This is a genomic window from Microbacterium arabinogalactanolyticum, from assembly GCF_030268005.1.
Classification (GTDB): Bacteria; Actinomycetota; Actinomycetes; order Actinomycetales; family Microbacteriaceae; genus Microbacterium; species Microbacterium arabinogalactanolyticum.
Window position 1 is genome coordinate 588602 of the sequence record NZ_BRZC01000004.1, and the last position, 23558, is coordinate 612159.

The following is a 23558-nucleotide window of genomic DNA, read 5'->3' on the forward strand; positions in this document are numbered from 1 at the left end:
CCCTACTTCTCGACCGGATGCAGGTGGGTCAGGATGACGGCGGAGGCCGTGGACAGGTACGGCAGCGGGTTCGCGTACAGGTCGTCGGCGGTGGGCCAGCCGGCGAACTCGGCGGTGTTGTAGAACGCCTGCGAGGCGTTGAGCACCACCGGGATGTACGGCAGATCCTGCGCGATCCGCGCCTGGATCCTCGCGTACGCCTCCTTCTTGACGCCTTCGTCCTGAGTCGCCCCGGCCACGGCGACGGCCGCGTCGACATCGGCGTTGCTGTAGCGCGCGTAGTTTTGTCCCTTGGCCGGCATCTCGCCCACCTTCGCCGTGGCACCCGTGGCGAAGTACTGGTCGTAGTTCGAGAAGGGATCCGCGACCAACGACTGCGTCAGGCCGTACAGCGCGAGCTGGAAGTCGCCGTTGGAGACCGGCGTCCAGTACTCGGCCTCGGAGACGGTTCGCGCGTTGACCCTGATCCCGGCCTTCGCCGCCTGCGCGGCGATGAGCTTCGCCGCGTCGTTGTAGTCGGTCCAGCCGTCCGGCGAGAACAGGTCGAGCTCGATGGCGGTGCCGTCCTTGCCGTAGAAGCCGTCGGAGTCCTTCGTGTACCCGGCGGCCTCCAGGATCCGGCCCGCCTCGGCGGCATCGGCGTGCTGCGGGCTGGTGGCGAGCGACGGGTCGCTCAGCCACTTCTCGTCCCGCGGCAGCAGGGCGAAGCTCGGGCTGGACTCCCCTGCCAGGCCCGCGAACGCCTTCTTGCTGATCGATGCACGGTCCATCGCCGCATTGAGCGCCTGGCGGACGGCGGGATCGGTCTGCGCGCCCGTGCAGCCCAGCGCCGCGTCGGCGCAGGTCATGATCACGGTCGGGTCCTGCTGCTGGTTCATGGTGGCGACCCTGCCGCTGCCCGTGACGCCGTCCGGGTTGGCCACGAACTGCCCGACCCAGTCGAGCTCGCCGGTCTTCAGCAGGTCCTCGGCGGACTGGTTGGAGTCGATCCCGACGTCCTGCACCTTCTTGATGTCGGGCGCGCCCTCGCGGAACAGCGGGTTGGCCTCGAGCGTGTAGGCGGCATCGGTGAAGGTCTTGAGGACGTACGGGCCGGATCCGACCGGCTTCGGGTTGGTCTCCGACATGTAGTCGGTGATCTTCGACCAGATGTGCTCGGGCACGATGAAGGTCGCCCCGAGGATCATCGAGGCTGCGGTGAACTTCGGCGTCGAGTAGGTCACGACCACGGTCGTAGCGTCCGTGGCCTCGACCGAGACGGTGTCCGGATCGCGGTTGGAGCCGTAGCCGAGGCTGAACGCGACGTCCTCGGCGGTGAGGTCCGCGTCATCACTCCACTTCTGATCCGGCTTGATCCTGATCGTGAGGACCGTGCCGTCCGCGTTGAACTCGAAGGAGTCGCCGATGAGTCCCACCGGCGCCTCGGCGGAGAGCTGGTTGAAGAAGAACAGCGGCTCGTAGATCGCGCCGAAGGTCAGGTGCGCCGCCGTGTCGACGGCGAAGGGGTTGAAGTTGTTCGCGATCGGCGTCATCGACCCCGACCACACACGCAGCGGCCGTTCGCCGGTCGACTGGGCGCCTGAAGGCGCGCATCCTCCCAATGCCAGGGCGAGCGCGGCAGTGCCTGCGACAAGAGGAATCGTCTTCCTCCACCGGATGTCGTGCATGGGGACCTCGTCTCAAGTGCTTCGTTGGCTTGTCGAGCGGTGCGGAGAGGACTCCGCCAGAAGCGAGGTTATAGTAAAGGTTCTTTCCGGTAAAGACCTTTCCAATTGATTTCTGCAGAGAAGTGCGCAGGGGGCCCCGTGCCTGCGGGCTCAGTACCAGATGCTGAGGGTGGGTGCCGGGTCGGCGTGCAGGGCGCGTCCGAGAGCCGCGACGGCCGCCGCGTCGCCCTGCACCCGGCCGGCGGCTGCGAGCTGGGTGAGCGGCACTCCCCCGGCATACGCACTGGACAGCGTCGCGACGTCGAGCACGACGTCGGGCGCGGCATCCGTCGCCTCGACCTCGGCAGCACCTGCCGCGTCGACGCTCAGCCGCCACGTCCCCTCCGCGAAGCCGTACCCGTCCTCGACGCGGATCACCGTCTCGACGGATGCCGCATAGCGGCGCGCACGCAGTGCCGCAGGCGCGTCCAGGATGCGCAGCCAGCCGTGATCCCGCACCGCGACGTCCACCGCGTGCGGATTCGCGACCAGGCGCACCACCGGGTCGTCGACCGGACGCAGATCGGCCTCGATCCGATCGACGAGGTCGTGATTCACCGCGAAGCCCCACAGAGCGCTCAGCGCTTCGTCGGTCTCGGCGACGAGCTGGCGGATCGTCATGCTGTTCCGGAACGATCCCGGGAGCTCCTTCAGCGTGTAGGCGATCGCGCCGCGCACGACGCCGTCGACGTCCCGGTAGTGCACGCCGCGCGCGCTGGCATCCTTCTTGGAGCCCGCGCCCAGTCCCGCCTGACCCAGCCAGCGTCCGCGCCAGCCGGCGATCTGGCCGGCTCGCGCGAAGCGGGCGCGCTCGTGGAGCTCCCCGAGCTCCCTCGCGAGCTCATCGAGACCGACGTACTCGAGCCTTCCCGGCGCCTGCGGCGCGCGCCACCCCGAGGTGCGCGCGTCCACCGCGATGCGCGAGACCGGCACGGCCGGACCGAAGCCGTAGCGGCCGTAGATGGTCGCCTCCGTCACGGTCAGCCCGGCCATCGGGACTCCCGCGGATGCCGCGGCGCGCAGCTCGCCCTCCAGCAGTCCCCGGGCGATGCCGCGCCGACGATGCGTCGCGGCCACCGTGACCATGCTGATCGCCCACATCGGGATGGCGCTCCGTGCGTCACCGCCGGGAAGGGACATCGACGCGACCCAGGAGTTCACGGTGCCGACCGGCAGCGCCGAGGCCACCGCATCCACCTCGTACACTCCGACGTTGCGGCGCTCCGCCCACGTCTCGCGCATGCGCTCGATCTCCGCATCAGAGGGCGCACCCCCGAGGAATCCGCGTTCGGCGGCCTGCGCGAACGCGACGGCGGAGCCGTAGTCGGCGATGTCGACGACGCGGTAGTCGAAGCCCTGCTCTCGCAGCCTCCGCGCGGACTCGGGATCGGCAGGGACGGTGCGGGCGTCGACGGAGTTCACCCGCCCAGACTACTCAGCGGGCAGCGGAACGGGTCGGTGCAGCGCAGCGGAACGGGTCAGTGCGGCGCGGCGGAGCGGGTCAGTGCGCGGCGGCCTGGGCGGCGCGCAGACGCGCGAAGACCTGCTCGCGCAGCTCCTCAGGAGCGCTCTCCTTGCAGGCGCGCGCCACGACCTCGGTGAGCGTCGTCGCGACCAGCGCCTCGCTCCGGCAGAACTCGCAGTTCTCCAGGTGCTCGCGGATCTCGGAATGCTCCGTCGTGCAGATCTCGTTGCGGAGGTACTCCTCCAGGTCAGCTCGCGCCTTCTCGCAGCCGCAGTCGGTCATTTCGTGCTCCTCGGTTGAGCCGCCGCAATTCCTCGCTCGGCGGCATAGTCTGCCAGCAGCTCGCGGAGCATGCGCCTGCCACGGTGCAGGCGGCTCATCACGGTGCCGATGGGGGTCTTCATGATGTCGGCGATCTCCTGGTAGGAGAATCCCTCGACGTCTGCGAGGTACACCGCGAGGCGGAAGTCCTCGGGCACCTGCTGCAGCGCGTCCTTGACGGCTGACGCCGGCATCCGGTCGATCGCCTCGGCCTCGGCCGAGCGGCTGTGGGATGCCGTGGTCGACTCCGCCCCGCCCAGCTGCCAGTCCTCGAGGTCGTCGATCGTGCCCTGGAACGGCTCGCGCTGGCGCTTGCGGTAGATGTTGATGTAGGTGTTCGTCAGGATGCGGTACAGCCACGCCTTCAGGTTCGTGCCCTGCGTGAACGAGGACCACGCCCCGTACGCCTTCACGAAGGTCTCCTGCACGAGGTCAGCCGCGTCGGCGGGATTGCGCGTCATGCGCATCGCCGCCGCGTAGAGCTGATCCATGAAGGGGATCGCCTGCTCCTCGAAATCCCGTCGAGGGTCCGCGGTTGTCGTCTCGTCCATCACCGGCCAGTCTAGGCGGGCGAGGAGCTCCTGAGCGGAGGAGTCGACAGCATCCGTCGTCAGCGTCGCGGACATCCGTCACCTCTTCTCTCCGTGTGTCGCAGGCTTCACTAGGCTTAGAACCGATGAGCACTGACCGGTATTCCCCCGCCCCCGCCCGCGGTGCGTACCGCGCGCCGGAGAGCGGACGCCCCGTGCACGCCTCCGTGACGATCCCCGGTTCGAAGTCGCTGACGAACCGCGAGCTGATGATCGCCGCCATCGCCGACGGACCGGGCCACCTGCTGCGGCCGCTGCACTCGGACGACTCGCGTCGCATGATCGACGCGCTCCGGCTGCTCGGCGTCGGCGTCGAGGAGGTCGCCTCCGACGGCGAGTTCGGCCCCGACCTGCTCGTCACCCCCGCCCCCCTGAAGGGCGGAGTGACCATCGACTGCGGCCAGGCCGGCACCGTGATGCGCTTCATCGCGCCGCTGGCCGGCCTCGCCGCGCAGGACGTGCACCTCACCGCGCACGAGACCGCGCTGCACCGCCCCATGGGCGCACTCATCACGGGCCTGCGCGATCTGGGCGTCGACATCGATGACGAGGGCACCTGGTCGCTGCCCTTCACGGTGCGCGGGCACGGCCGCATCCGCGGCGGCCGGGTCGAGATCGACGCCTCCGGCTCGAGCCAGTTCGTCTCTGGCCTGCTCCTCGCGGCGCCGCGGTTCGATGTCGGGCTGCACCTCGTCCACACCGGCGAGCACCTCCCCAGCCTCCCCCACATCGACATGACCATCGAGTCGCTCAGCCGTCGCGGCATCCGCATCGAGCGCCCCGCCGTCGGCGAGTGGCTCGTCGAGGCCGGGGTCCCCCGCGCGAAGGATGTCGCGATCGAGCCGGACCTGTCCAACGCGGCCCCGTTCCTGGCCGCGGCGATGGTCACCGGTGGCGAGGTCACGGTGGCGGGATGGCCGCTGCACTCCACGCAGCCGGGCGCGCTGCTGCCGGAGATCCTGCACGCCATGGGCGCGCACACCAGCAGGCATGCGGGTGCGCTCACTGTCAAGGCGGGCGACGGGATCCGCGGTCTGGACATCGACCTGTCCGCGGCCAGCGAGCTGACACCGACGATCGCCGGACTCGCGGCGTTCGCCGACGGTCCCACGACGATCCGCGGGGTGGCGCACATCCGCCAGCACGAGACCGACCGCATCGCGGCCCTCGTCGGCAACCTGCGCGCCCTCGGCGGCCAGGCCGAGGAGCTGCCCGACGGCCTGCGCATCACCCCCGTGCCTCTGACCGGCGCCGTGTGGCCCGCCCATCACGACCACCGGATGGCGACCACGGGCGCGCTGATCGGCCTGCGGGTTCCCGGCGTCGAGATCGACGACATCGGCACCACCGCGAAGACCCTTCCCGAGTTCACGATGCTCTGGGAGCGGATGCTGACGGGCGCCACCGCGTGAGCTGGCTGGGCGACGACGACGAGGACTCCGACTTCGAGGAGTTCGACGAGAGCAGCATCCGGTCGCGTCCGAACCCGAAGGCCAACCGGCCCCGCACCAAGCGCCGCCCTGCGCATGAGGATGCCGAGATCGGGCGCATCCTCGGCGTCGACCGCGGCAGATACAGCGTGCTGATCGGCGAGGACCGTCCCGATGAGCGCACCGTGACCTCGGCCCGCGCGCGCGAGCTGCGCCGCACGCCGATCGTCACGGGCGATCGGGTCAGGGTCGTCGGCGACACCTCCGGCGATGAGGGCACGCTGTCCCGCATCGTGGGCATCGTCGATCGCACCTCGCTGCTGCGCCGCAGCGCCGACGACACCGATCAGGTCGAGCGGGTCATCGTCGCCAACGCCGACCAGATGCTGATCGTGGTCGCCGCGGCCGACCCGGAGCCGCGCGCACGTCTGGTCGACCGCTATCTCGTGGCGGCCCTGGATGCCGGCATCCGCCCGCTCCTGGTCGTGACCAAGACCGACCTCGCCGATCCGTCGGACTTCCTGTCGCACTTCGACGGCCTCGACCTCACCGTGTTCACCAGCGCCCGCGGGCAGATGCCCGTGGACGAGATCGGCGCGGCCCTCATCGGCCACTCCACGGTGTTCGTCGGGCACTCCGGCGTGGGCAAGTCGACACTGGTGAACGCGCTGGTCCCGGGAGCCGGACGCGCCACCGGGCACGTCAACGAGGTCACCGGCCGCGGACGGCACACGTCCTCGTCGACGGTCTCGCTGCGCTACGTCGCGGATGCGGGGCGCGGCTGGGTGATCGACACCCCCGGGGTGCGCTCGTTCGGGCTCGGGCATGTGGACCGCGCCAACATCCTCGCGGCCTACACCGAGCTCGCCGAGATCGCCGAGGACTGCCCGCGCGGGTGCACGCACCTGCCCGACGCCGAGGACTGCGCGCTGAACCTGGCCGCGGCGGACGGCACGCTGGGCGAGGCGGGACGCTCTCGCCTGGAGTCGCTGCAGCGTCTGCTGGAGACGTTCGGCGGATAGGCTGGTGGCGTGACCACGACGCGCCTGGAACCCGGTACCCCTGCCCCCGACTTCACCCTGCTCGATAAGGACGGGACCAGCGTCTCGCTCTCCGATCTGCGCGGGAAGAAGGTCATCCTGTACTTCTACCCCGCGGCGATGACGCCCGGATGCACCACGCAGGCCTGCGATTTCCGCGACAGCATCTCCTCGCTGCAGGGTGCCGGTTACACGGTCGTCGGCGTCTCGCGGGACGAGCCCGCCAAGCTGAAGAAGTTCCAGGAGCGCGATGGCCTCACCTTCGAGCTGCTCAGCGATCCTGACCACGCCGTGCACACCGCCTACGGCGTGTGGGGCGAGAAGATGAACTACGGCAAGGTCGTCGAGGGCGTCATCCGCTCGACCTTCGTCATCGACGAGCAGGGCGTCATCGAGCTCGCTCAGTACAACGTAAAGGCCACCGGCCACGTGGCCCGGTTGCGCAAGGCGCTCGGCGTGGACGCCTGACCGCAGGCGTCCTCACTCGTCGTCGGACGGGCGCCCCTGCAGTCGGGGATCGTCGGCGCCCTCCCGGCGCACGGTCGCGATCAGCGTGACCAGCCCCACGACGCCCACGATCCCGAGGACGAGCACGAACGTCCAGGGTGTGGGCCGGATGGTGAGCGCCGCAAGCGACAGCGCGATGGCGAGCACCTGGAAGACGATGCCACCCGAGCGCGCCCAGGACGCACGGCGCAGCACGCCGAAGGCGAAGGCGATCAGCGCGGCGGCGCCGATCAGGGTCAATCCGATCAGTGCGATGCCGCTCGCTGCCGACGACGCATCGCCCGCACCGAGGGCGAACAGCTCGATGATGCCGACCACCGCGAGTGCGACGCCCTCGAGTCCCAGGATGACGGCTGCGATGGCGGCGGGGCCGGATCGGCGCACGGGAACTCCTCAGGGATGAATGTCACAAAAACCCTTGATTTCGCACATTCCATGTAACAGAATAGACAAAGCCATGTGCTCCCACATCGGAGTGGGGCGGGTGCAACACCCGCATGACCAGGGTAGCTGACTCCCGATCCGCTTCCCGAACTCGAGTGCCGCGTCTGCGGCCACCACACCGAAAATCTATCTCTGAGGAGCCATCCATGGATTGGCGCGACAAAGCGGCCTGCCTTACCGTCGACCCCGAACTGTTCTTCCCGGTCGGCAACACCGGCCCCGCGGTCGACCAGATCGAGAAGGCCAAGGCCGTCTGCGCCACCTGCACCGTCACCGAGATCTGCCTGCAGTACGCCCTGGAGTCCGGCCAGGACTCGGGCGTGTGGGGCGGCCTTTCCGAGGACGAGCGCCGCGCGCTGAAGCGGCGCGCCGCACGCGCGCGCCGCGCCGGCTGAGCTCCCCCACGCGACGAAGAAGCGCCGGTCCCCATCGGGACCGGCGCTTCTCTCATGCCGTCAGGCGGCGATCCACCGCATGGGGATCGCGATGGTCACCTGCGTGCCCTCGCCCTCGGTGCCCTTCCACTCGATCGTGCCGCTGAGCTCCCCCTGGATCAGGGTGCGCACGATCTGCGTGCCGAGTCCCTGGCCGACCCGCCCCTCGGGAAGGCCGTGCCCGGTGTCGGTCACCGTCACGGTCAGCAGCTCCGACGTGCGGGTCGCCTCGATGCGGACGATGCCCTCCTGCCCCGCGAGGCCGTGCTCGACCGCGTTGGTGACGACTTCGGTCAGCGCGAGCGCGAGCGGCGTGGCGTACTCGCTGGGCAGCACGCCGAAGCGCCCTTCCAGCTGCGTGCGCGCCCGGGTGTTCGGAGCAGCCGCGACCTCGGCGACGAGCTTGAGCACGCGGTCGAAGACCTCGTCGAAGTCGACGGTCTGGGACAGGCCGCTGGCGAGGGTGTCGTGCACGACCGCGATGGACTCGACGCGGCGCATGGCCTGGGTGAGCGCATCCCTGGCGTCGTCGGAGCGCGTCCTGCGCGCCTGGATGCGCAGCAGCGAGGCGACCGTCTGCAGGTTGTTCTTCACGCGGTGATGGATCTCGCGGATCGTCGCGTCCTTGGTGATGAGCTCCTGCTCCTGGTGGCGCAGCTCCGACACGTCGCGGCACAGCACGATCGCGCCGATCCGGGTGCCGTGGTCCTTCAGCGGGATCGCGCGCAGCGACACCGTCACGCCGCGGGCCTCCATGTCGGTGCGCCAGGGGGCGCGGCCGGTCACGACCACGGGGAGCGACTCGTCCACCTGGCGGGAGGGCGGCACGATCCGCGTGGTCACCTCGGCCAGCGACTCGCCCTCGAGCTCGTCGTCGAATCCCATCCGGTTGAACGCCGACAGCGCGTTGGGGCTCGCGAAGGTGGTGATGCCGTCGACGTCGAGCCGGATCAGGCCGTCGGATGCACGGGGTGCACCGCGCCGGGGCGCGGTCGGCGCCGCGAGATCCGGGAACTCGCCGGAGGCGATCATGCGGAACAGATCGTTCGCGCACTCGTCGAAGCTGATCTGCTGGCGGGACGGCATCCGCGCCTCGCCCAGGTTGGTGTGCCGGGTGATCACGCCCACGATGGCGCCGCCGTCGTGCTTGCGCTTGATGGGCACCGCGCGCACGCGCGTGGGAGTCTCCTCGAACCAGTCCGGTGACGAGGAGTCCACGATCTCGCCGGACTCGAATGCCGACTGCACCTGCGTCCGCCACTGCGGACGCACCTTCTCCCCCACGATGTCGCGATAGAAGAGCGTCGCTGCTCCGCTGGGCCGGGAGTGCGCGACGGCCACGAAGGAGCCGTCGGCGGTCTCGATCCACATCACGATGTCCGCCGAGGCGAGGTCGGCCAGAAGCTGCCCGTCGCCCGCGAGGCGATGCAGCCATTCGACATCCGCGTCGTTCAGGCGGCCCTGGGCGTGTACGAGATCACTGAGCGTTGACACTCCCTCAGCCTACTGGGGGCGTTCGGCGCCGAACGCGTCCGCCGCGCACGCGTCACAGCACCGCGAACGAGCTCGCCCGCCATCTGCCGTCCAGGCCCTCCAGACGCACCGCGACCGCGCGCGTCCGGCCGGGACCTGCGACGATGACGACCGCCTCGACGATGCCGTCCACCGGCTCGGTGACGCGGATCGAGAGGATCTGGAAGTTCGGCCGCGCCGGGGCGATGCCGCGCGCGCTGCGCGCACGCGCCGAGAGGTTCGCCCGCGTGGCCAGCGCGCGGAACGCGTCCTCGCTGAGCCAGCGCGCCAGCTGGTCGACCTTGCGGATGCCGGCGAGCACTTCCAGCGCCCCGTTCGTCAGGCTCCGCAGCAGCGGGACAGGATCGGGAAGCGCGGCGCTCGGAGTCGGCTGCGGTGCGAAGTACTCGGTCAACGTCGTCGTCATGGTTCCGCGATCCCCCCGGGTCGTGGCAGTCGTGCTTGCTGAGATATCGGCTCGAACTCCTTGCAGTACAGCACGCGGGACGGCCTCACGGAAGGCGCGGGCACCGATCTGTGGATAACTCGCGCGCGCCCGTTGCGGGTCGCCTACGCTCGTTCGGGTGGAATGGGATCACCTCTTCGCCGACCTGGAGGGTCAGCTCGCCGCTGAGTGGGAGGCGGAGCGCGCCGCGCTGGATGCCGAGACGGAGCGCCTGCGGATCTCGAAGCTGACGCTGCGCGACCGGCTCCGCGCGGTGGCCGACGAGCGCACCCGGATGGTGCTGGAACCGGCCGACGGCGAGCGCTGGGAGTGCACGGTGCACACCATCGGCGCCGACTGGATCGGCGTCGTGCTCACCTCCGACCCACGGCTGCGCATCCTGCCCGTCGCGGCGATCTCGGCGATCGGCGTCGATCACGGCGCCCTGCTGTCCTCGCTCGGCACGGATGCCGCATCATCCGCGCCCACGGTGCGAGAGCGGATGACGCTCGGCTTCGTGCTGCGCGACCTCGCACGGCGACGCACCCCGGTGACGGTGGCCCGGCGCGGCGCAGATCCGCAGCACGGCACGATCGACCGCGCCGGCGCCGATCAGCTCGACCTCGCCATGCATGACGCCGGCGAGGTCCGCCGCGCGCGATCGGTGCGCGGCTTCCGGATGATCCCCTTCGACTCGCTGGTCTGGATCAGAGTGGAGAGCGGCGAGACGGCGGCATCCTGAGAGCTGACGCGCCAGATCTCGGCGTCTCACGCGTGGCGCGGCACGATGCGGTCAACTGCGACGGTACGGAGTGGTGCCCCAGAGCTCGGGGAAGCTCGCCTCGTTGGCCTGGCGCCACAGCGCCTGGCGTCTGGCATCCTCGGACTGCTCCTCGAGGTAGTCGGCCAGGCTGGCCTCCTCGACCCGCCAGCGCGGGGGTGAACCCAGCTGCGAGCCCCGCAGACGCCCCTGCTGCACGAGATCGATGACCTCATCGACCTCGATGCTCAGCAGCTCGGCGACCTGCGCGGGCGCGAGGAAGCGCGGAGCCATGTCGGATGCTTCGGGCATGCGTTCATTCTCCCCTGCCCGGGCGGCTCACGCCCCTGAGAATCGGCCCTGTGGATAACTTTTCGGGCACCTTCATCGAATCTGTGACGATGTGTGCATGATGTCCTCGCGTGCGCACCGCCCGTTCTTCGGCGATCTCCGGTTCCTGATCGGCCTCGTGCTGGTCGCGGTCTCCATCGCCGGGGTGTGGATGCTGGTGTCCTCCTCGCGTCAGACGACGCCGGTGCTGCAGGCCACGCGCACCGTCCTGCCCGGAGAGAGCGTCAGCGCCGCGGACTTCCAGGTCGTCGATGTGGGTCTGGGCGGGGTCGTCGACGCGTATCTCGCTCCGCAGGAACTGAAGTCGGGTGCGGTCGCGACGCGCACTGTCCCGAAGGGCGAACTGGTGCCCTCGGCGAGCATCGGCGACCGGGAGGCGTCTCGCACGACGACCATCGTGGTAAGCAGCACGGCCATTCCCGCCGGCGTGGAAGCGGGCAGTGCGGTGGAGCTCTGGCAGGCGCCGCTGAAGGATGACGGCCGTACTCGCGACGCCCCGCGTGTGCTCGTCGGTGATGCCGTCATCGGCAGGGTGGCCGAGGCCGAGGGCATGCTCAGCGAGAACCGCACCGACGTGGAGGTGGTGATCGACCGCGCGGACGTCGCAGAGGTGCTGGCGGCGATCACGGGCGGCTCCGTCATCTCGATCATCCCCGCGGGAGCGGGCTCGTGACCAGCATCCTGCTGTGCGCGCCGGATGCTGAGGCCTCGATGCTGGCCTCCGATCTGGAGCTCGAGGGCGTCGACGTGCGTCGTCTTGACGCGTCCGAGCTGACGGCCGCCGCCCTGGACGGAGCGGATGCCCTGCTGATCGCGCCCACGCGGTCGACGCTGACCGCCGAGCTGATCGGCGCGTGCGATCGCGCAGGCGTGCGCGTTATGCCCGTCGGCGACGCCGACACCCGACTGGCGACGCGGTTCGGCCTGCCGGCACCGCTCCCCTACGGCACATCGGCGGCGCAGGTGCTGCGGGCGCTGGCAGCGAGCTCGCCCGGCGCCCCGGCCGGCCGGCCGTCACGTGTGATCGCGGTCTGGGGTCCGCACGGTGCTCCCGGCCGCTCGACGATCGCCGTCCAGCTCGCGGTGGAGCTGTCCCGGGCGGGCCGGCGCACGGCCCTCGTGGATGCCGACAGCGTGGCGCCGTCCCTCGCGCTCGTGCTCGGCCTGGGCGAGGACGCTCCCGGCCTCGCCGCCGCATGCCGCCGAGCCGAGCTGGGGACTCTGGACGTCGCCGAGCTCTCCCGGCTGTCGAGCCCGGTCGAGACCTCCGGCGGCACGCTCGAGGTGCTCAGCGGGCTGAACAGGCCCAGCCGCTGGCCGGAACTCGGCGCGGGTCGAGTGCGAGCGACGCTGGCGGCCTGCCGCAGCTGGACCGACGAGACCGTCGTCGACGTCGCGGCGGAGCTCGATGCGGACGACGACGGTCTCGACCCGGGAGCGCCCGCCCGGCACGCCGCGACCGCCGCCGCCCTGCTGGAAGCGGATGCCGTGGTGGCGGTGCTCTCCGCCGACCCACTCAGTGTGAGCCGGTTCATCCGCGCCCACGCCGAGCTGAGGCATGTCCTGGGCGGCACACCGGTGACGGTGGTCGCGAACCGCGTGCGTCCCGGCCCGCTGGGCATCGACGCACGCGGGCAGATCCGGCGCACGCTGGACCGCTTCGCGGGGATCGACGACGTCGCGTTCGTCCCCGAGGATCAGCGCGCGGCGGATGCCGCGGCCCTGCACGCGCGCGCGATCGCCGACGTGTCGCCGCGTTCGCCGCTGGTCATGGCCGTGCGTCGCATCGCCTCATCGCTGGGCGCACGCGCCGAGATGGCTACTGCCGGTAGCTCGCGAGGAAGTTCCCGAGTCGCTCGACGGCCTCGCTGAGCACCCTCGCCTCGGGCAGGGTGACGACGCGCAGGTGGTCCGGGTTCGGCCAGTTGAAGCCGGTCCCCTGCACCAGCAGGATCTTCTCGGAGACGAGCAGGTCGTAGACGAGCCTCTCGTCGTCGCGGATCTCATGCACCTCGGGGTCGAGTCGCGGGAAGGCGTAGAGGGCCCCCTCCGGCTTGACGCAGCTCACGCCCGGGATCGACTCCAGTCCCTTCCAGGCGATGTCGCGCTGCTCGTGCAGGCGGCCGGACGGGACGATCAGCGCGTCGATCGACTGCACGCCGCCCAGCGCCGCCTGCACGGCATGCTGCGCGGGTACGTTCGGGCACAGTCGCGTCGACGCCAGCAGGGTGATGCCCTCCAGGAAACCCCGAGCGTGGGACTTCGGGCCGGTGATCACGAGCCAGCCCGAGCGGTAGCCGGCGACGCGATAGGTCTTCGACAGTCCGTTGAAGGTCAGGCAGAGCAGGTCGGGGGCGAGCGTCGCCGTCGGCGTGTGCACGGCGTCGTCGAAGAGGATCCGGTCGTAGATCTCGTCCGAGAGCAGCAGCAGCTGGTTCTCACGCGCGATCTGCACGATGCCCTCGAGCACCTCGCGTGAGTACACCGCGCCGGTGGGGTTGTTCGGGTTGATGATGACGATCGCCTTGGTCTGCGGCGTCACCTTCGAGCGGATGTCCTCGAGGTCGGGCTGCCACCCGTTCTCCTCGTCGCACACGTAGTGCACCGGAGTGCCGCCGGCCAGCGAGGTCATGGCGGTCCACAGCGGGTAGTCCGGCGCGGGGATCAGGACCTCGTCGCCCTGATCGAGCAGCGCCTGCATGACCATGGTGATGAGCTCGGAGACGCCGTTGCCCAGGAACACGTCGTCCGGGTCGAAGCGGGGGAAGTCGGGGATCTCCTCGTAGCGGCTGACCACCGCACGGCGGGCGGAGATGATGCCCTTGCTCTCGCTGTAGCCGTGCGCCGTCGGGAGCGCGGCGAGCATGTCGCGCACGATCTGGTGCGGCGCCTCGAAGCCGAAGACCGCCGGGTTGCCCGTGTTCAGCTTGAGGATCTGATGCCCCTCCGCCTCCAGACGCGCCGCCTCGACCAGTGCCTTGCCACGGATCTCGTAGAGGACGTTCTTGAGCTTGGACGACTGGTCCAGGGTTCGGCGGGTCATCTGCCAAGGATACCGACAGCGCAGGGGCCGGCCCGCCACCGTGCCAGGCCACCGGGGTCGTCCCGGAGGGCGACGGAGCGGTCGTCGTTCAGTCGGCGATGACGGGCATCGAGGAGGTGCGCAGTGCCTCGGTGTGCGCGATGCGCTCGAGCCGGCTGCTCTCGACGTGCCGGAAGGCGAGATCCGCGGCGCGGGCGCCGTCGCGGTCCCGGATCGCCTCGTAGAGCGCGACGTGCTCCTCGGCGATGTGATGCAGGTCATCGTGCTGCGCGAGCGCCCAGCGCAGCCGGCTGCGGATGCCGCCCATCAGGTCGGTGAGCAGGCGGTTGTCGGCCAGGTCCACGACGATCTCGTGGAAGTCGGCCGCCGCACGTCGGGAGATGAGCTGGTCGGCGCTGCGGGCGCTCTCCTGCTCGTCCTCCAGGGCGGCGCGCAGCCTCTCCAGGCCGTCTCGGCGATGGCGCTCCGCCGCAAGACGGAACGCCATCGGCTCGAGCACCTGGCGGACCTCGTCGAGGTCCGCCAGGTCTGCGGCGGTGAATTCACGGACGATCGCCCAGGTGCGCGGTCGCAGTTCGACCAGCCCCTCGGCCTCGAGGACCTTGAGTGCGTCGCGGACGGGCACGCGGCTGACACCGATCTCGGCCGCGAGGTCGCGCTCAATCAGCTTGCTGCCCGGAGCACGCTCGCCGATGATGATCGCGTCGCGCAACCACGCGGTGACCCTCGTCGACTCGAGCTCGCGCTCTTCTGCTCTGCTCACGCATTCATCCTCGCACGCCGGTGGCGAGAAGCCGGTCAGGCCTTCTTTCCTGCGGGTGCCTTCTCGACCCAGCGGATGCCCTCGTCGAGGGTCGGAACGATCTCGGTTCCGATCCTGCGGGCCAGGAGGTCGTCGAGTCGGTCCAGCGGACCGATCAGCGTGCGCCCACCGGCGCGGCCGACGCGGATCGCGGCGTCGATCTTGGGCTGCATGGAGCCCTCGGCGAACTTCATCGCCGCGACCGCGTCGACGGAAGCGGTGTGGATGTCGCGCTGCTCCGGGGTGCCCCAGTTCTCGCTCACGTAGTCGCCGTCGGTGAGCAGGATGAGGGTGTCGGCGCCGATGTCGGCCGCCAGGGCGGCCGAGGCGAGGTCCTTGTCGACCACCGCCTGGACGCCGATGTGGCGTCCCTTCGAGTCCTCGCGCACCGGCACGCCGCCACCGCCGACGCACACGGCGAGACTGCCGGCCTCGAGCAGGCGACGGATCAGCGGGGCCTGCACGATCGAGATCGGGCTCGGGGAGGGCACGACGCGGCGGAAGGCGCTGCCGTCCTTGGCGATGGTCCAGCGGTACTCCGCCGCGGCCTCGGCGGCGTCGTGCGCGGAGTAGGTCGGGCCGATGAGCTTGGTGGGGCGCGAGAAGGCCGGGTCGTTCTCATCGACGACCGTGGTCGTGATGATGCCGGCGACCTCGCGCTCGCCGTTCAACGCGTTCGAGAGCTCCTGCTGCACGACATAGCCGATCATGCCCTGTGTCTCGGCGCCGAGGATGTCCAGCGGGTACGCGGCGACGTCCTGGTAGGCAAGGTTCTGCAGCGCGAGCAGACCCACCTGCGGACCGTTGCCGTGGGTGATGACGACCTCGTTGTCACGAGCCAGGTTCGCCAGCGATTCGCACGTCGACTTCACGTTCGAGCGCAGGAACTCGGCGGTCATCGGCTCACCACGACGGGCGAGGGCGTTGCCCCCGAGGGCCACTACGACGCGCATGCTTACTCCTTCAGTAGAAGACTTTTGGTATTCCAAATTTAGGAATGGTATTCCATCCGCTTGAATGGTATACCTGAGGAGACACAAAGTGAAGACGGGTCGCATCGCACATCCACGATGACGACCGTCATGGAGAGAAGACGATGACCCCCGTCGCAATCCCGGTCGCCCTGACGGCGGCCAGCTGGGATGCTGCGCTTGAGGAGACGCTCTCATGCGCAGCAGAGCGCGCGTTCGCCGATGGCACGCGCGCCACTGCGCTTTCCGCCCGCACCCCGGCTCACGTGCACTCGGTGCATCGCCGGGTCGTCAACGTCCTCATCGATGACGCCCTGGTCGCGCTCGCGAGCCTCGACGTCGATGATGCGCCCGCCACGGTCCGCGTCCCCGTCGAGGACTGGGTACGGCTGGGTGTGACGCAGGACTCCCCCGTCGCCGTCTCCGCGGACCGCATCGAGCTCGCGGGCGACAGCCACGACGTCGTGGTGTCCCTCACCGGTGCACGCGCGTGGAGCGCCTCGGCATCCGATCTGGAGCGGCTCGGCGTCGACGAGCTCACCTCGGCCTCGGCGGTGCTCGACGGATTCCGGGCATCCGAACCCGTCACGCCGTTCGGACTTGCGGCACGAGAGCTCCTGGTGGCCCGGACGGCGCGGCTGCGCCGCGAGCTCCTCGACGGCGACGCGCGGTCCGTGCACGCCGCCGCGAGCTCGCTGATCGGGCTGGGCGAGGGACTCACCCCTTCCGGAGACGACATCCTCACCGGCCTCGTCTTCGTCGCCGCCCAGCCGGGCGCACTGCTGAGCCGCCGGATGCCGTCCCTCGTCGCCGCCATCCGCGACGGTCGGACCTCGACAGGCCTGCTCAGCCACGTCACCCTGTCGCACGCAGCCGAAGGCCGTGCGCGCCAGAGCCTGCACGATCTTGCCGGCTCCCTCGTCTCCGGTGATCTCGATCGCATGCGCTCTATCGCCTCCGCGATCCTCGAGATCGGCCACACGTCCGGTGCGGACATCCTCACCGGCATCCGGCTCGCGCTCGACGTCGAGAGGTCGCTCCGCGCCTCCCGGAGCGCAGCCGCCACCCCTCCGACGGAATCGAGGATCTCTCTTGACTGAATCAGCTGCAGGCACCGCCGCGGCGACCGCATCGGATGCCTCGGCATCCGACGAGTTCGAGCGCGAGCCGGTCCCGGAGAGCCACCGCAAATCACTGTTCACGGTCTCGGCCGTCTGGTTCGGGTTCCCGATGATCCTGACCAACGCCGTTCCCGGCGGCCTGGTGGTCGCCATGCTCGGCTTCTGGCAGGGCGTCGGCGCGATCCTCGTCGCCAACGCGATCATGTTCGTCTACGTCAGCCTGCTCAGCTGGCGCGCCGGCCGCACCGGGAAGAGCTTCTCGCTGCAGGCGATCGAGACCTTCGGCACCGCGGGCTACGCGATCGCCTCCGGCTTCCTCTCCACGGTCGTCGTGGGCTGGTTCGCGTTCAACACGGGTGCGACCGGCGCGACCCTCAGCGAGGCGTTCGGCTGGAACGAGATGCTCGTGGCCGCCGTCGCCGGCGTCGTGTTCATCGCCGTCACCTACCTCGGCATCCGCGCACTGTCGGTGCTCGGCACCATCGCCGCGCCGCTGTTCATCTTCGCGGTCATCGTCGCGGTGGTCATCGCGTCGCAGACCGCGGACTTCTCCGCCGTGCTGAGCTACGGCGGAGAGAAGGTGAACGACGCGATGACCTTCGGCGTGGCGGTCACCGCGATCATGGCGACGTTCGCGGACTCGGGCACGATGACGGCCGACTTCACCCGCTGGGCGCGCAACGGCAAGGAGGCCGTGCTGGCCACCGTGACCGCCTTCCCGATCGCCAGCCTCGTCGCACAGCTCAGCGGCGGCGTGCTCGTCGCCGCAGGGGCCATCGCCCTGCCCGCGGTGAACGGCGGCAACTTCGCACCGATCCTCACCGGCACCGGAAACCCGCTGCTGAACGTGTTCCTGCTGCTGTTCGTGGTGATCAACCTCGGGTCCGTCTGCACGCACTGCCTGTACAACGGCGCCCTCGGCTGGTCGCACCTGACCCGGTCGAAGATGCGCCTGCTGACGCTGATCCTCGGCGTCATCGGCGTGATCGTCGCCGTGCTCGGGGCGTGGCAGTTCTTCGCCAACTGGCTCGCGCTGCTCGGCGTGCTCGTCCCCCCGCTGGGCGCCGTGCTGATCGCCGACCAGATCATCCTCGCCCGCCGCAACGCCGGCCGTCCCGAGAAGCGGTTCCGCGTCAGCGCTCTGATCGCCTGGGCGATCGGCGCCGGCTTCGCCCTGATCTCGCATTTCTTCGCCCCGGCCCTCTCGGATGCCGTGGTCGGCCTGGTCGTGGGATGCCTCGCATACCTGGCCCTGGAGCAGTTCACCCCCAAGAAGGAGATCACCCGATGACAGACAACAGCGCGGACCAGCGCTATCTGGATGCCGCCGCAGCAGGCGATCTGGACGGCGTGCGCGCCGCCCTCGCCGACGGCGCGGACAGGAACGCCGTCGACTGGGAGGACGCCACCGCGATCCTGCATGCCGCCCGCGGGAGGCACTTCGACGTGGTGCGCGCGCTCATCGCGGAGGGTGTCGACATCGACGCCCAGGACCAGACCTGCTCCAACCCGTTCCTGCTCGGCTGCATCACCGGCGACGTCGAGCTCGTGAGGATCATGGTCGAGGCGGGCGCCGACCTCACGCGCCTGACGCGCATGGGCGGCAACGGTCTCACGCCGGCGGCCGAGAAGGGCCACATCGACGTCGTCCGCTACCTGCTGGAGAACACCCGCATCAACGTGAACCTCACGAACAACCTCGGCTGGACCGCCCTGATCGAGACCATCATCCTCGGCGACGGCGGCCCCGTCCGCCAGGAGATCGTCCAGCTGCTGCTCGCGCACCGTGCCAAGCCCGGCATGACCAACGAGTGGGGCGTCTCGCCGGCGGATCTCGCGCGCGAGCGCGGCTTCACCGAGATCGCCGCCATCCTCGACCAGGCGCAGGCCTAAGACTCCCTCGAAAGGACACCGATGACCAGGCACATCGAAATCAGGAAGAACACCTACCTCGACTCCGTCTCGCTCATGTCGATGAGCACCAAGGCGAACGCCGTCGAGGGCGTCACCCAGGCTCTGCTGGGTATGGCGACCCCCATGAACAAGGAGGTGCTCGCCAACGTCGGCGTCAACGACACCGCCGTCGACGAGGCCAAGCCGAGCGATCTGATGATCGTGATCGACGCGAGCGACGACACCATCGAAGCCGCCATCGCAGCGGTCAACGACATCCTCACCCGCAAGGACAAGAAGGCCGGGGAGGCCCACGAGGTGCGCTACCGCACGCTGGACGGCGCCTTCGAGGAGAACCAGGACACCAACCTGGTACTCATCTCGGTCAACGGTGCGTTCGCCGCCCGTGAGGCGCGCAAGGCGCTGAACGCCGGCAAGAGCGTCATGATCTTCTCCGACAACGTGTCCGTCGAGGACGAGCTGTCGCTGAAGAACCTCGCCCACGAGAAGGGCCTGATCGTGATGGGGCCGGACTGCGGCACCGCGATCATCAACGGCACCGGCCTGGCCTTCGCCAACGCGGTGCGCCGCGGCAGCATCGGCGTCGTCGGCGCCTCGGGCACCGGCAGCCAGGAGGTGTCCGTCCGCGTGCACGACTTCGGCGGCGGCATCTCGCAGCTGATCGGCACCGGCGGTCGCGACCTCAGCACCGACATCGGCGGCATCTCGATGATCGACGGCATCCGGGCGCTGGACGCCGACCCCGAGACCAAGGTCATCGTCATCATCTCCAAGCCGCCGGCAGAGGACGTGGCGGCGAAGGTCCTGGCCGAGGCCGGCTCCGCGTCGAAGCCCGTCTTCGTCACCTTCCTGGGTTCGGACCGCACCGAGTCCGGATACGACAACGTCACGATCGTCACGGAGGGCACCAAGCCCCTCGCGATCGCCGCCGTCGTGGCATCCGGCATCGACGAGTCGACGCTGGACAAGCACCCCCTGAACATCCCGCTGATCGAAGAGGTGCGCGCCAAGCTCGCCCCCGAGCAGAAGTACATCCGTGGCCTGTTCTGCGGTGGCACGCTCTGCGACGAGTCGATGTTCGCGGCCCTCGACAGCTACGAGAACGTGTACTCCAACATCCAGAAGAACCCGGCGTACAAGATCGGTGCGATGGATGCCTCGAAGGAGCACACCTTCCTCGACATGGGCGACGACGACTTCACCAACGGTCGACCGCACCCCATGATCGACCCGTCGCTGCGTCTGCAGCGCATCGTCCAGGAAGCGGACGACCCCGAGGTCGGCGTCATCGCCATGGACTTCGTGCTCGGTTTCGGCTCGCACGAGGACCCGGTCGGCGTCACCATCCCGGCCATCACCGAGGCCAAGGCGAAGGCCGCCGCCCGCGGTCAGCACCTCGAGATCCTCGGCTACGTCCTCGGCACGGACCTCGACACCCCGGCGCTGGCCGAGCAGGTCGCCAAGCTCGAGGCCGCCGGCGTGACCATCGCCTCCTCCTCCACCAACCTCGGCCTGCTGGCCCGTGAATTCGTCGCGAAGGGTGACAACTGATGAGCGTCAACGACCTTTTCTCCTCCGAGCTGAAGCCGGTCAACCTCGGCCTCGACATGTTCGCCGATGACCTGAAGACGCAGGGCGTCGAGCCGGTCCTGATGGACTGGACCCCGCCGGGCGGCGGCGACCCGGAGGTCATCGCCGCACTGAGCCGTCTCGAGGACCCCGCGGTCGCCGAGAAGATCGACGCCGCCAACGAGGTCGCCCTCGAGCGCATCCTCTCCTCGCAGCCCTTCCTGGAGGGCTTCGGACAGGCGATCGACACCGTGCCCGGGATGACCGCCAAGACCATCCTGCACGCCGGCCCGCCGATCGAGTTCACCCGGATGTCGGGCCCGATGAAGGGCGCCGTCACCGGCGCGCTCGTCTTCGAGGGCCTGGCCAAGGACGTCGACGAGGCATTCGAGCTCGCGGCGTCGGGCGAGATCACTTTCTCGCCCTGCCACGAGCACCAGTCGGTCGGCTCGATGGCCGGTGTCACCAGCGCGAGCATGTGGGTGCACAAGGTCACCAACCGCACCCACGGCAACACCGCCTTCACCAACCTGTCCGAGCAGCTGTCGAAGATCCTGCGCTTCGGGGCCAACGACCAGTCGGTCATCGACCGTCTGAACTGGATGCGCGACGTGTTCGGTCCCGTGCTCGCCGGGGCCATGGCGCTGAACGAGGATGGCCTGGACCTGCGTCTGATGCTCTCGCAGGCGCTGCACATGGGCGACGAGGCGCACAACCGCAACGTGGCCGGCACCACCCTGCTGATCCAGGCGCTGGCCCCGTACATCCTCGAGACCGACTTCACCACGAAGGAGAAGCGCGAGGTCTTCGACTTCGTCGCCTCCTCGGACTACTTCTCCGGTCCCACCTGGATGGTCGCGGCGAAGGCGTCGATGGACGCGGCGAACGGCATCGAGAACTCCACGATCGTCACCACCATGGCCCGCAACGGCGTCGACTTCGGCATCCGCGTGTCCGGCACCGGCGGACAGTGGTTCACCGGCCCCGCGCAGGAGGTCATCGGCCCGATGTTCGCCGGCTACACCCGTGAGGACTCCGGTCTGGACATGGGCGACTCCGCCATCACCGAGACCTTCGGCATCGGCGGTTTCGCGATGGCCGCTGCTCCCGCGATCGTCGCCCTCGTCGGCGGCACGGTCGACGAGGCCATGGGCTACTCGCGCACGATGAACGCGATCACGACGGGCAACAACCCGAACATCACGATCCCCGCGCTCGACTTCATGGGGGTCCCCAGCGGCATCGACGTGCGCAAGGTGATGGAGACCGGCATCCTCCCGATCATCAACACCGCCATCGCCCACAAGGAGCCGGGCATCGGCATGATCGGCGCGGGCATCACCCATCCGCCGGTCGAGGCCTTCCAGAAGGCGCTCCGCGCCCTCGCCGAGACGGTCGCGCTGTGAGCGCCCCCGCGCCGGCATCCGTGTCCACCGCCGGCCAGCTGAAGTGGTGGAAGAAGGGCGACATCGCGGCGTTCTTCGCGCTGTTCACCAACAACCTGACCAACATCATCACCTTCACCGCCCTGCTCACCATGGCGGGGCTCCCGGTGGACATGGTGGTCGGACGCATCGCGCCGGCGTTCGGCCTGGCGATCCTGCTCACCTCCTCGATGTACGTGTGGTTCGCCAAGCGCCTCGCCGCCAAGGAGGGTCGCGACGACGTCGTGGCCCTTCCCTCCGGTCCCAGTGCGCCCTCGATCTTCACGGTCACGTTCCTGGTGATCCTGCCGGTCTACTCGACCACGCAGGATGCCGAGCTCGCCGTGGGCATCGGCCTCGTCTGGGGCTTCCTGGAGGGTCTGATCCTGTTCGTGGGCTCGTTCTTCGGCGACCTGCTGCGCCGGGCCGTCCCCCGCTCGGTGCTGCTGGCCTGCCTCGCGGGGCTGGGCCTGCTGCTGCTGGCGATGAACCCGATGCTGCAGTCCTTCCAGTTCCCCGTCGTCGCGTTCGTGGTGCTGACGCTCGTGCTGATGAACTGGTTCGGCCGCTCGCCGTTCCTGGGCAGGGTTCCGACCGGTCTGCTGCTGCTGATCGTGGGCACGGCCGCCGCCTGGGCGTTCGGCCTGCAGACGCCGGAGGCGGTCCAGGCCGCGCTGGTGCACGCGGGGTGGCACCCGCCGCAGGTGTCGATCACGAACTTCATCGACGGCGTCGCCCACGCCGGACCGTTCCTCGCCTCGGCGGTGCCGCTGGCGCTGGCGAACTACGTGTTCGACCTGGAGAACATCGAGGCGGCCGAAGCCGCCGGCGACCACTACAGCGCCCGTCCCGTGATGCTCGTCAACGGCGGCGCCACGATGGTCGGCGCCCTGATGGGCAACCCGTACCCCGTCACCGTGTACATCGGGCACACCGCGTACAAGGAGATGGGCGCCGGGATCGGCTACACGATGCTGAACGGCATCACGATGTTCGCGGTGGGACTGTTCGGTATGAGCGCCCTGCTGCTGTCGGTGGTCCCGATGGCGGCGATCGCGCCGATCCTGATCTACATCGGAGTCGTCACCGCCGCGCAGTCGGTGCGTGAGACGCCGAAGGTGGAGCTGCCGGTGATCTTCATCGCGCTGTTCCCGTGGATCGCGAACTGGGCGAACAGCCTCATCAACAACACGCTGAAGGCGGCGGGCACGAGCACGGCCGAAGTGGGAGCGGATGCTCTGAACCACGCCGGCACGTACTTCGCCGGCATCTCCACGCTCGGCAACGGCGCACCGCTGTCGTCGCTGCTGTGGGGCATGATCGCGATCTTCGCGATCCGCAACAAGCCCCTGCAGGGCGCGATCATCGGTGCACTGGCGGGCGTCCTGTCGTTCTTCGGCGTCATCCACGCGCATGTCCCGGGCCTGCCCGAGAAGTTCGCGCTGTCCGACACGCACGTGATGTTCCTCGTCGCGTACCTGATGGTGGCGGTGCTGTTCCTGGCGAAGTGGCTCCAGGACCGGATCACGAACGAGTCGGTGACCTTCACCGCGAACGACGAGATCACGCTCAGCAACGCCGTCGCGCCGTCGCTGATCCAGGCTCCCCAGCGCTGAGCCGCCCAGAGGGTCCGGGAGTGCACCGCTCCCGGGCCCTCTGCACACCCGAGCTCAGTGCAGGGCAGGGCAGGGCTGGATGGCCGTGTCCAC

Annotated in this window: 24 protein-coding genes; 13 read left to right on the forward strand and 11 right to left on the reverse strand. The window is 69.5% G+C overall.

Annotated features, from left to right (window positions below):
• Nucleotides 1-2 precede the first annotated feature (2 nt).
• From MIAR_RS07305 to MIAR_RS07320, 4 genes are all read right to left on the reverse strand, one after another.
• Nucleotides 3-1532, reverse strand: a complete 1530-nt coding sequence (locus MIAR_RS07305; protein ID WP_285633497.1) for an ABC transporter substrate-binding protein — start codon at nucleotides 1530-1532, stop codon at nucleotides 3-5.
• 285 nt (nucleotides 1533-1817) lie between these two features.
• Nucleotides 1818-3128, reverse strand: a complete 1311-nt coding sequence (locus MIAR_RS07310) for a GNAT family N-acetyltransferase (protein ID WP_285633500.1) — start codon at nucleotides 3126-3128, stop codon at nucleotides 1818-1820.
• Between the two features lie 79 nt (nucleotides 3129-3207).
• A complete protein-coding gene (locus MIAR_RS07315) occupies nucleotides 3208-3453 on the reverse strand; it encodes a zf-HC2 domain-containing protein (protein WP_285633503.1) in 246 nt (81 codons plus the stop codon).
• Nucleotides 3450-4118 carry a sigma-70 family RNA polymerase sigma factor gene (locus MIAR_RS07320; RefSeq protein ID WP_285633506.1) on the reverse strand — a complete coding sequence of 223 codons (669 nt, stop codon included), beginning with the start codon at nucleotides 4116-4118 and terminating at the stop codon, nucleotides 3450-3452. Before MIAR_RS07320 ends, MIAR_RS07315 begins: the two co-directional genes overlap by 4 nt.
• A gap of 50 nt (nucleotides 4119-4168) precedes the next feature.
• Here MIAR_RS07320 and aroA point away from each other — a divergent pair, with 50 nt between their 5' ends.
• The 3 genes from aroA to bcp are packed head-to-tail and all read left to right on the forward strand — an operon-like array spanning nucleotide 4169 to nucleotide 7020.
• Nucleotides 4169-5494 carry a 3-phosphoshikimate 1-carboxyvinyltransferase gene (aroA, locus tag MIAR_RS07325; protein WP_285633510.1) on the forward strand — a complete coding sequence of 442 codons (1326 nt, stop codon included), beginning with the start codon at nucleotides 4169-4171 and terminating at the stop codon, nucleotides 5492-5494.
• Nucleotides 5491-6534: a ribosome small subunit-dependent GTPase A gene (gene rsgA, locus MIAR_RS07330; RefSeq protein ID WP_285633513.1), complete on the forward strand. Its 1044-nt coding sequence runs from the start codon at nucleotides 5491-5493 to the stop codon at nucleotides 6532-6534. Before aroA ends, rsgA begins: the two co-directional genes overlap by 4 nt.
• 9 nt (nucleotides 6535-6543) lie before the next feature.
• Nucleotides 6544-7020 (forward strand): thioredoxin-dependent thiol peroxidase, encoded by a 477-nt coding sequence (gene bcp, locus MIAR_RS07335; RefSeq protein ID WP_285633516.1) that lies wholly within the window; start codon nucleotides 6544-6546, stop codon nucleotides 7018-7020.
• A 12-nt stretch (nucleotides 7021-7032) separates the two neighbouring features.
• Here bcp and MIAR_RS07340 read toward each other — a convergent pair whose 3' ends face one another.
• Nucleotides 7033-7443 (reverse strand): hypothetical protein, encoded by a 411-nt coding sequence (locus tag MIAR_RS07340; protein ID WP_285633520.1) that lies wholly within the window; start codon nucleotides 7441-7443, stop codon nucleotides 7033-7035.
• 206 nt (nucleotides 7444-7649) lie between these two features.
• Here MIAR_RS07340 and MIAR_RS07345 point away from each other — a divergent pair, with 206 nt between their 5' ends.
• The gene (locus MIAR_RS07345) at nucleotides 7650-7898 is read left to right on the forward strand and encodes a WhiB family transcriptional regulator (RefSeq protein ID WP_071641453.1); all 249 of its coding nucleotides are present in this window, start codon (nucleotides 7650-7652) and stop codon (nucleotides 7896-7898) included.
• A 60-nt stretch (nucleotides 7899-7958) separates the two neighbouring features.
• On the opposite strand, the gene MIAR_RS07350 is transcribed toward MIAR_RS07345, so the two are convergent.
• On the reverse strand, nucleotides 7959-9431 hold the full coding sequence (locus tag MIAR_RS07350) for a sensor histidine kinase (RefSeq protein ID WP_285633529.1): 1473 nt from the start codon (nucleotides 9429-9431) through the stop codon (nucleotides 7959-7961).
• 52 nt (nucleotides 9432-9483) lie between these two features.
• The gene (locus MIAR_RS07355; protein ID WP_285633532.1) at nucleotides 9484-9876 is read right to left on the reverse strand and encodes an Rv3235 family protein; all 393 of its coding nucleotides are present in this window, start codon (nucleotides 9874-9876) and stop codon (nucleotides 9484-9486) included.
• Between the two features lie 157 nt (nucleotides 9877-10033).
• On the opposite strand from MIAR_RS07355, the gene MIAR_RS07360 reads away from it, so the two are divergent.
• Complete coding sequence (locus tag MIAR_RS07360) at nucleotides 10034-10636, forward strand: hypothetical protein (protein WP_285633535.1); 603 nt, start codon at nucleotides 10034-10036, stop codon at nucleotides 10634-10636.
• A 51-nt stretch (nucleotides 10637-10687) separates the two neighbouring features.
• Here the strand turns inward: MIAR_RS07360 and MIAR_RS07365 are convergent, their stop codons facing one another.
• Complete coding sequence (locus tag MIAR_RS07365) at nucleotides 10688-10966, reverse strand: helix-turn-helix domain-containing protein (RefSeq protein ID WP_285633538.1); 279 nt, start codon at nucleotides 10964-10966, stop codon at nucleotides 10688-10690.
• Nucleotides 10967-11063: 97 nt separating this feature from the next.
• Between MIAR_RS07365 and MIAR_RS07370 the strand changes: the two genes are divergently transcribed.
• Nucleotides 11064-11678 (forward strand): SAF domain-containing protein, encoded by a 615-nt coding sequence (locus tag MIAR_RS07370; RefSeq protein ID WP_285633541.1) that lies wholly within the window; start codon nucleotides 11064-11066, stop codon nucleotides 11676-11678.
• Nucleotides 11675-12877 (forward strand): CpaE/TadZ family protein, encoded by a 1203-nt coding sequence (locus tag MIAR_RS07375; RefSeq protein ID WP_285633544.1) that lies wholly within the window; start codon nucleotides 11675-11677, stop codon nucleotides 12875-12877. Before MIAR_RS07370 ends, MIAR_RS07375 begins: the two co-directional genes overlap by 4 nt.
• Here the strand turns inward: MIAR_RS07375 and MIAR_RS07380 are convergent.
• The 3 genes from MIAR_RS07380 to MIAR_RS07390 all read right to left on the reverse strand — a co-directional run bounded on the left by MIAR_RS07380 (nucleotide 12825) and on the right by MIAR_RS07390 (nucleotide 15803).
• Nucleotides 12825-14048, reverse strand: coding sequence for a pyridoxal phosphate-dependent aminotransferase (locus MIAR_RS07380; protein WP_285633547.1), 1224 nt, complete (start codon nucleotides 14046-14048; stop codon nucleotides 12825-12827). The two genes, MIAR_RS07375 and MIAR_RS07380, sit on opposite strands and share 53 nt — an antisense overlap.
• Before the next feature lie 88 nt (nucleotides 14049-14136).
• Nucleotides 14137-14811 carry a GntR family transcriptional regulator gene (locus MIAR_RS07385; RefSeq protein ID WP_285633550.1) on the reverse strand — a complete coding sequence of 225 codons (675 nt, stop codon included), beginning with the start codon at nucleotides 14809-14811 and terminating at the stop codon, nucleotides 14137-14139.
• A 35-nt stretch (nucleotides 14812-14846) separates the two neighbouring features.
• Entirely contained in the window at nucleotides 14847-15803 is a 957-nt protein-coding gene (locus tag MIAR_RS07390) for a carbamate kinase (RefSeq protein ID WP_285633553.1), read from the reverse strand.
• Nucleotides 15804-15946: 143 nt separating this feature from the next.
• Here MIAR_RS07390 and MIAR_RS07395 point away from each other — a divergent pair, with 143 nt between their 5' ends.
• The 6 genes from MIAR_RS07395 to MIAR_RS07420 are packed head-to-tail and all read left to right on the forward strand — an operon-like array spanning nucleotide 15947 to nucleotide 23465.
• On the forward strand, nucleotides 15947-16921 hold the full coding sequence (locus tag MIAR_RS07395) for an oxamate carbamoyltransferase subunit AllH family protein (protein WP_285633556.1): 975 nt from the start codon (nucleotides 15947-15949) through the stop codon (nucleotides 16919-16921).
• Nucleotides 16914-18233 carry a purine-cytosine permease family protein gene (locus MIAR_RS07400; RefSeq protein ID WP_285633559.1) on the forward strand — a complete coding sequence of 440 codons (1320 nt, stop codon included), beginning with the start codon at nucleotides 16914-16916 and terminating at the stop codon, nucleotides 18231-18233. Before MIAR_RS07395 ends, MIAR_RS07400 begins: the two co-directional genes overlap by 8 nt.
• Nucleotides 18230-18835 carry an ankyrin repeat domain-containing protein gene (locus MIAR_RS07405; protein WP_285633562.1) on the forward strand — a complete coding sequence of 202 codons (606 nt, stop codon included), beginning with the start codon at nucleotides 18230-18232 and terminating at the stop codon, nucleotides 18833-18835. Before MIAR_RS07400 ends, MIAR_RS07405 begins: the two co-directional genes overlap by 4 nt.
• Nucleotides 18836-18856: 21 nt before the next feature.
• A complete protein-coding gene (gene fdrA / locus MIAR_RS07410) occupies nucleotides 18857-20407 on the forward strand; it encodes an acyl-CoA synthetase FdrA (RefSeq protein WP_285633565.1) in 1551 nt (516 codons plus the stop codon).
• The gene (locus MIAR_RS07415; RefSeq protein WP_285633568.1) at nucleotides 20407-21831 is read left to right on the forward strand and encodes a YlbE family protein; all 1425 of its coding nucleotides are present in this window, start codon (nucleotides 20407-20409) and stop codon (nucleotides 21829-21831) included. The genes fdrA and MIAR_RS07415 overlap by 1 nt, the downstream gene beginning before the upstream one ends.
• Nucleotides 21828-23465, forward strand: coding sequence for a hypothetical protein (locus tag MIAR_RS07420; protein WP_285633571.1), 1638 nt, complete (start codon nucleotides 21828-21830; stop codon nucleotides 23463-23465). The genes MIAR_RS07415 and MIAR_RS07420 overlap by 4 nt, the downstream gene beginning before the upstream one ends.
• The last annotated feature ends 93 nt before the right edge of the window (nucleotides 23466-23558 follow it).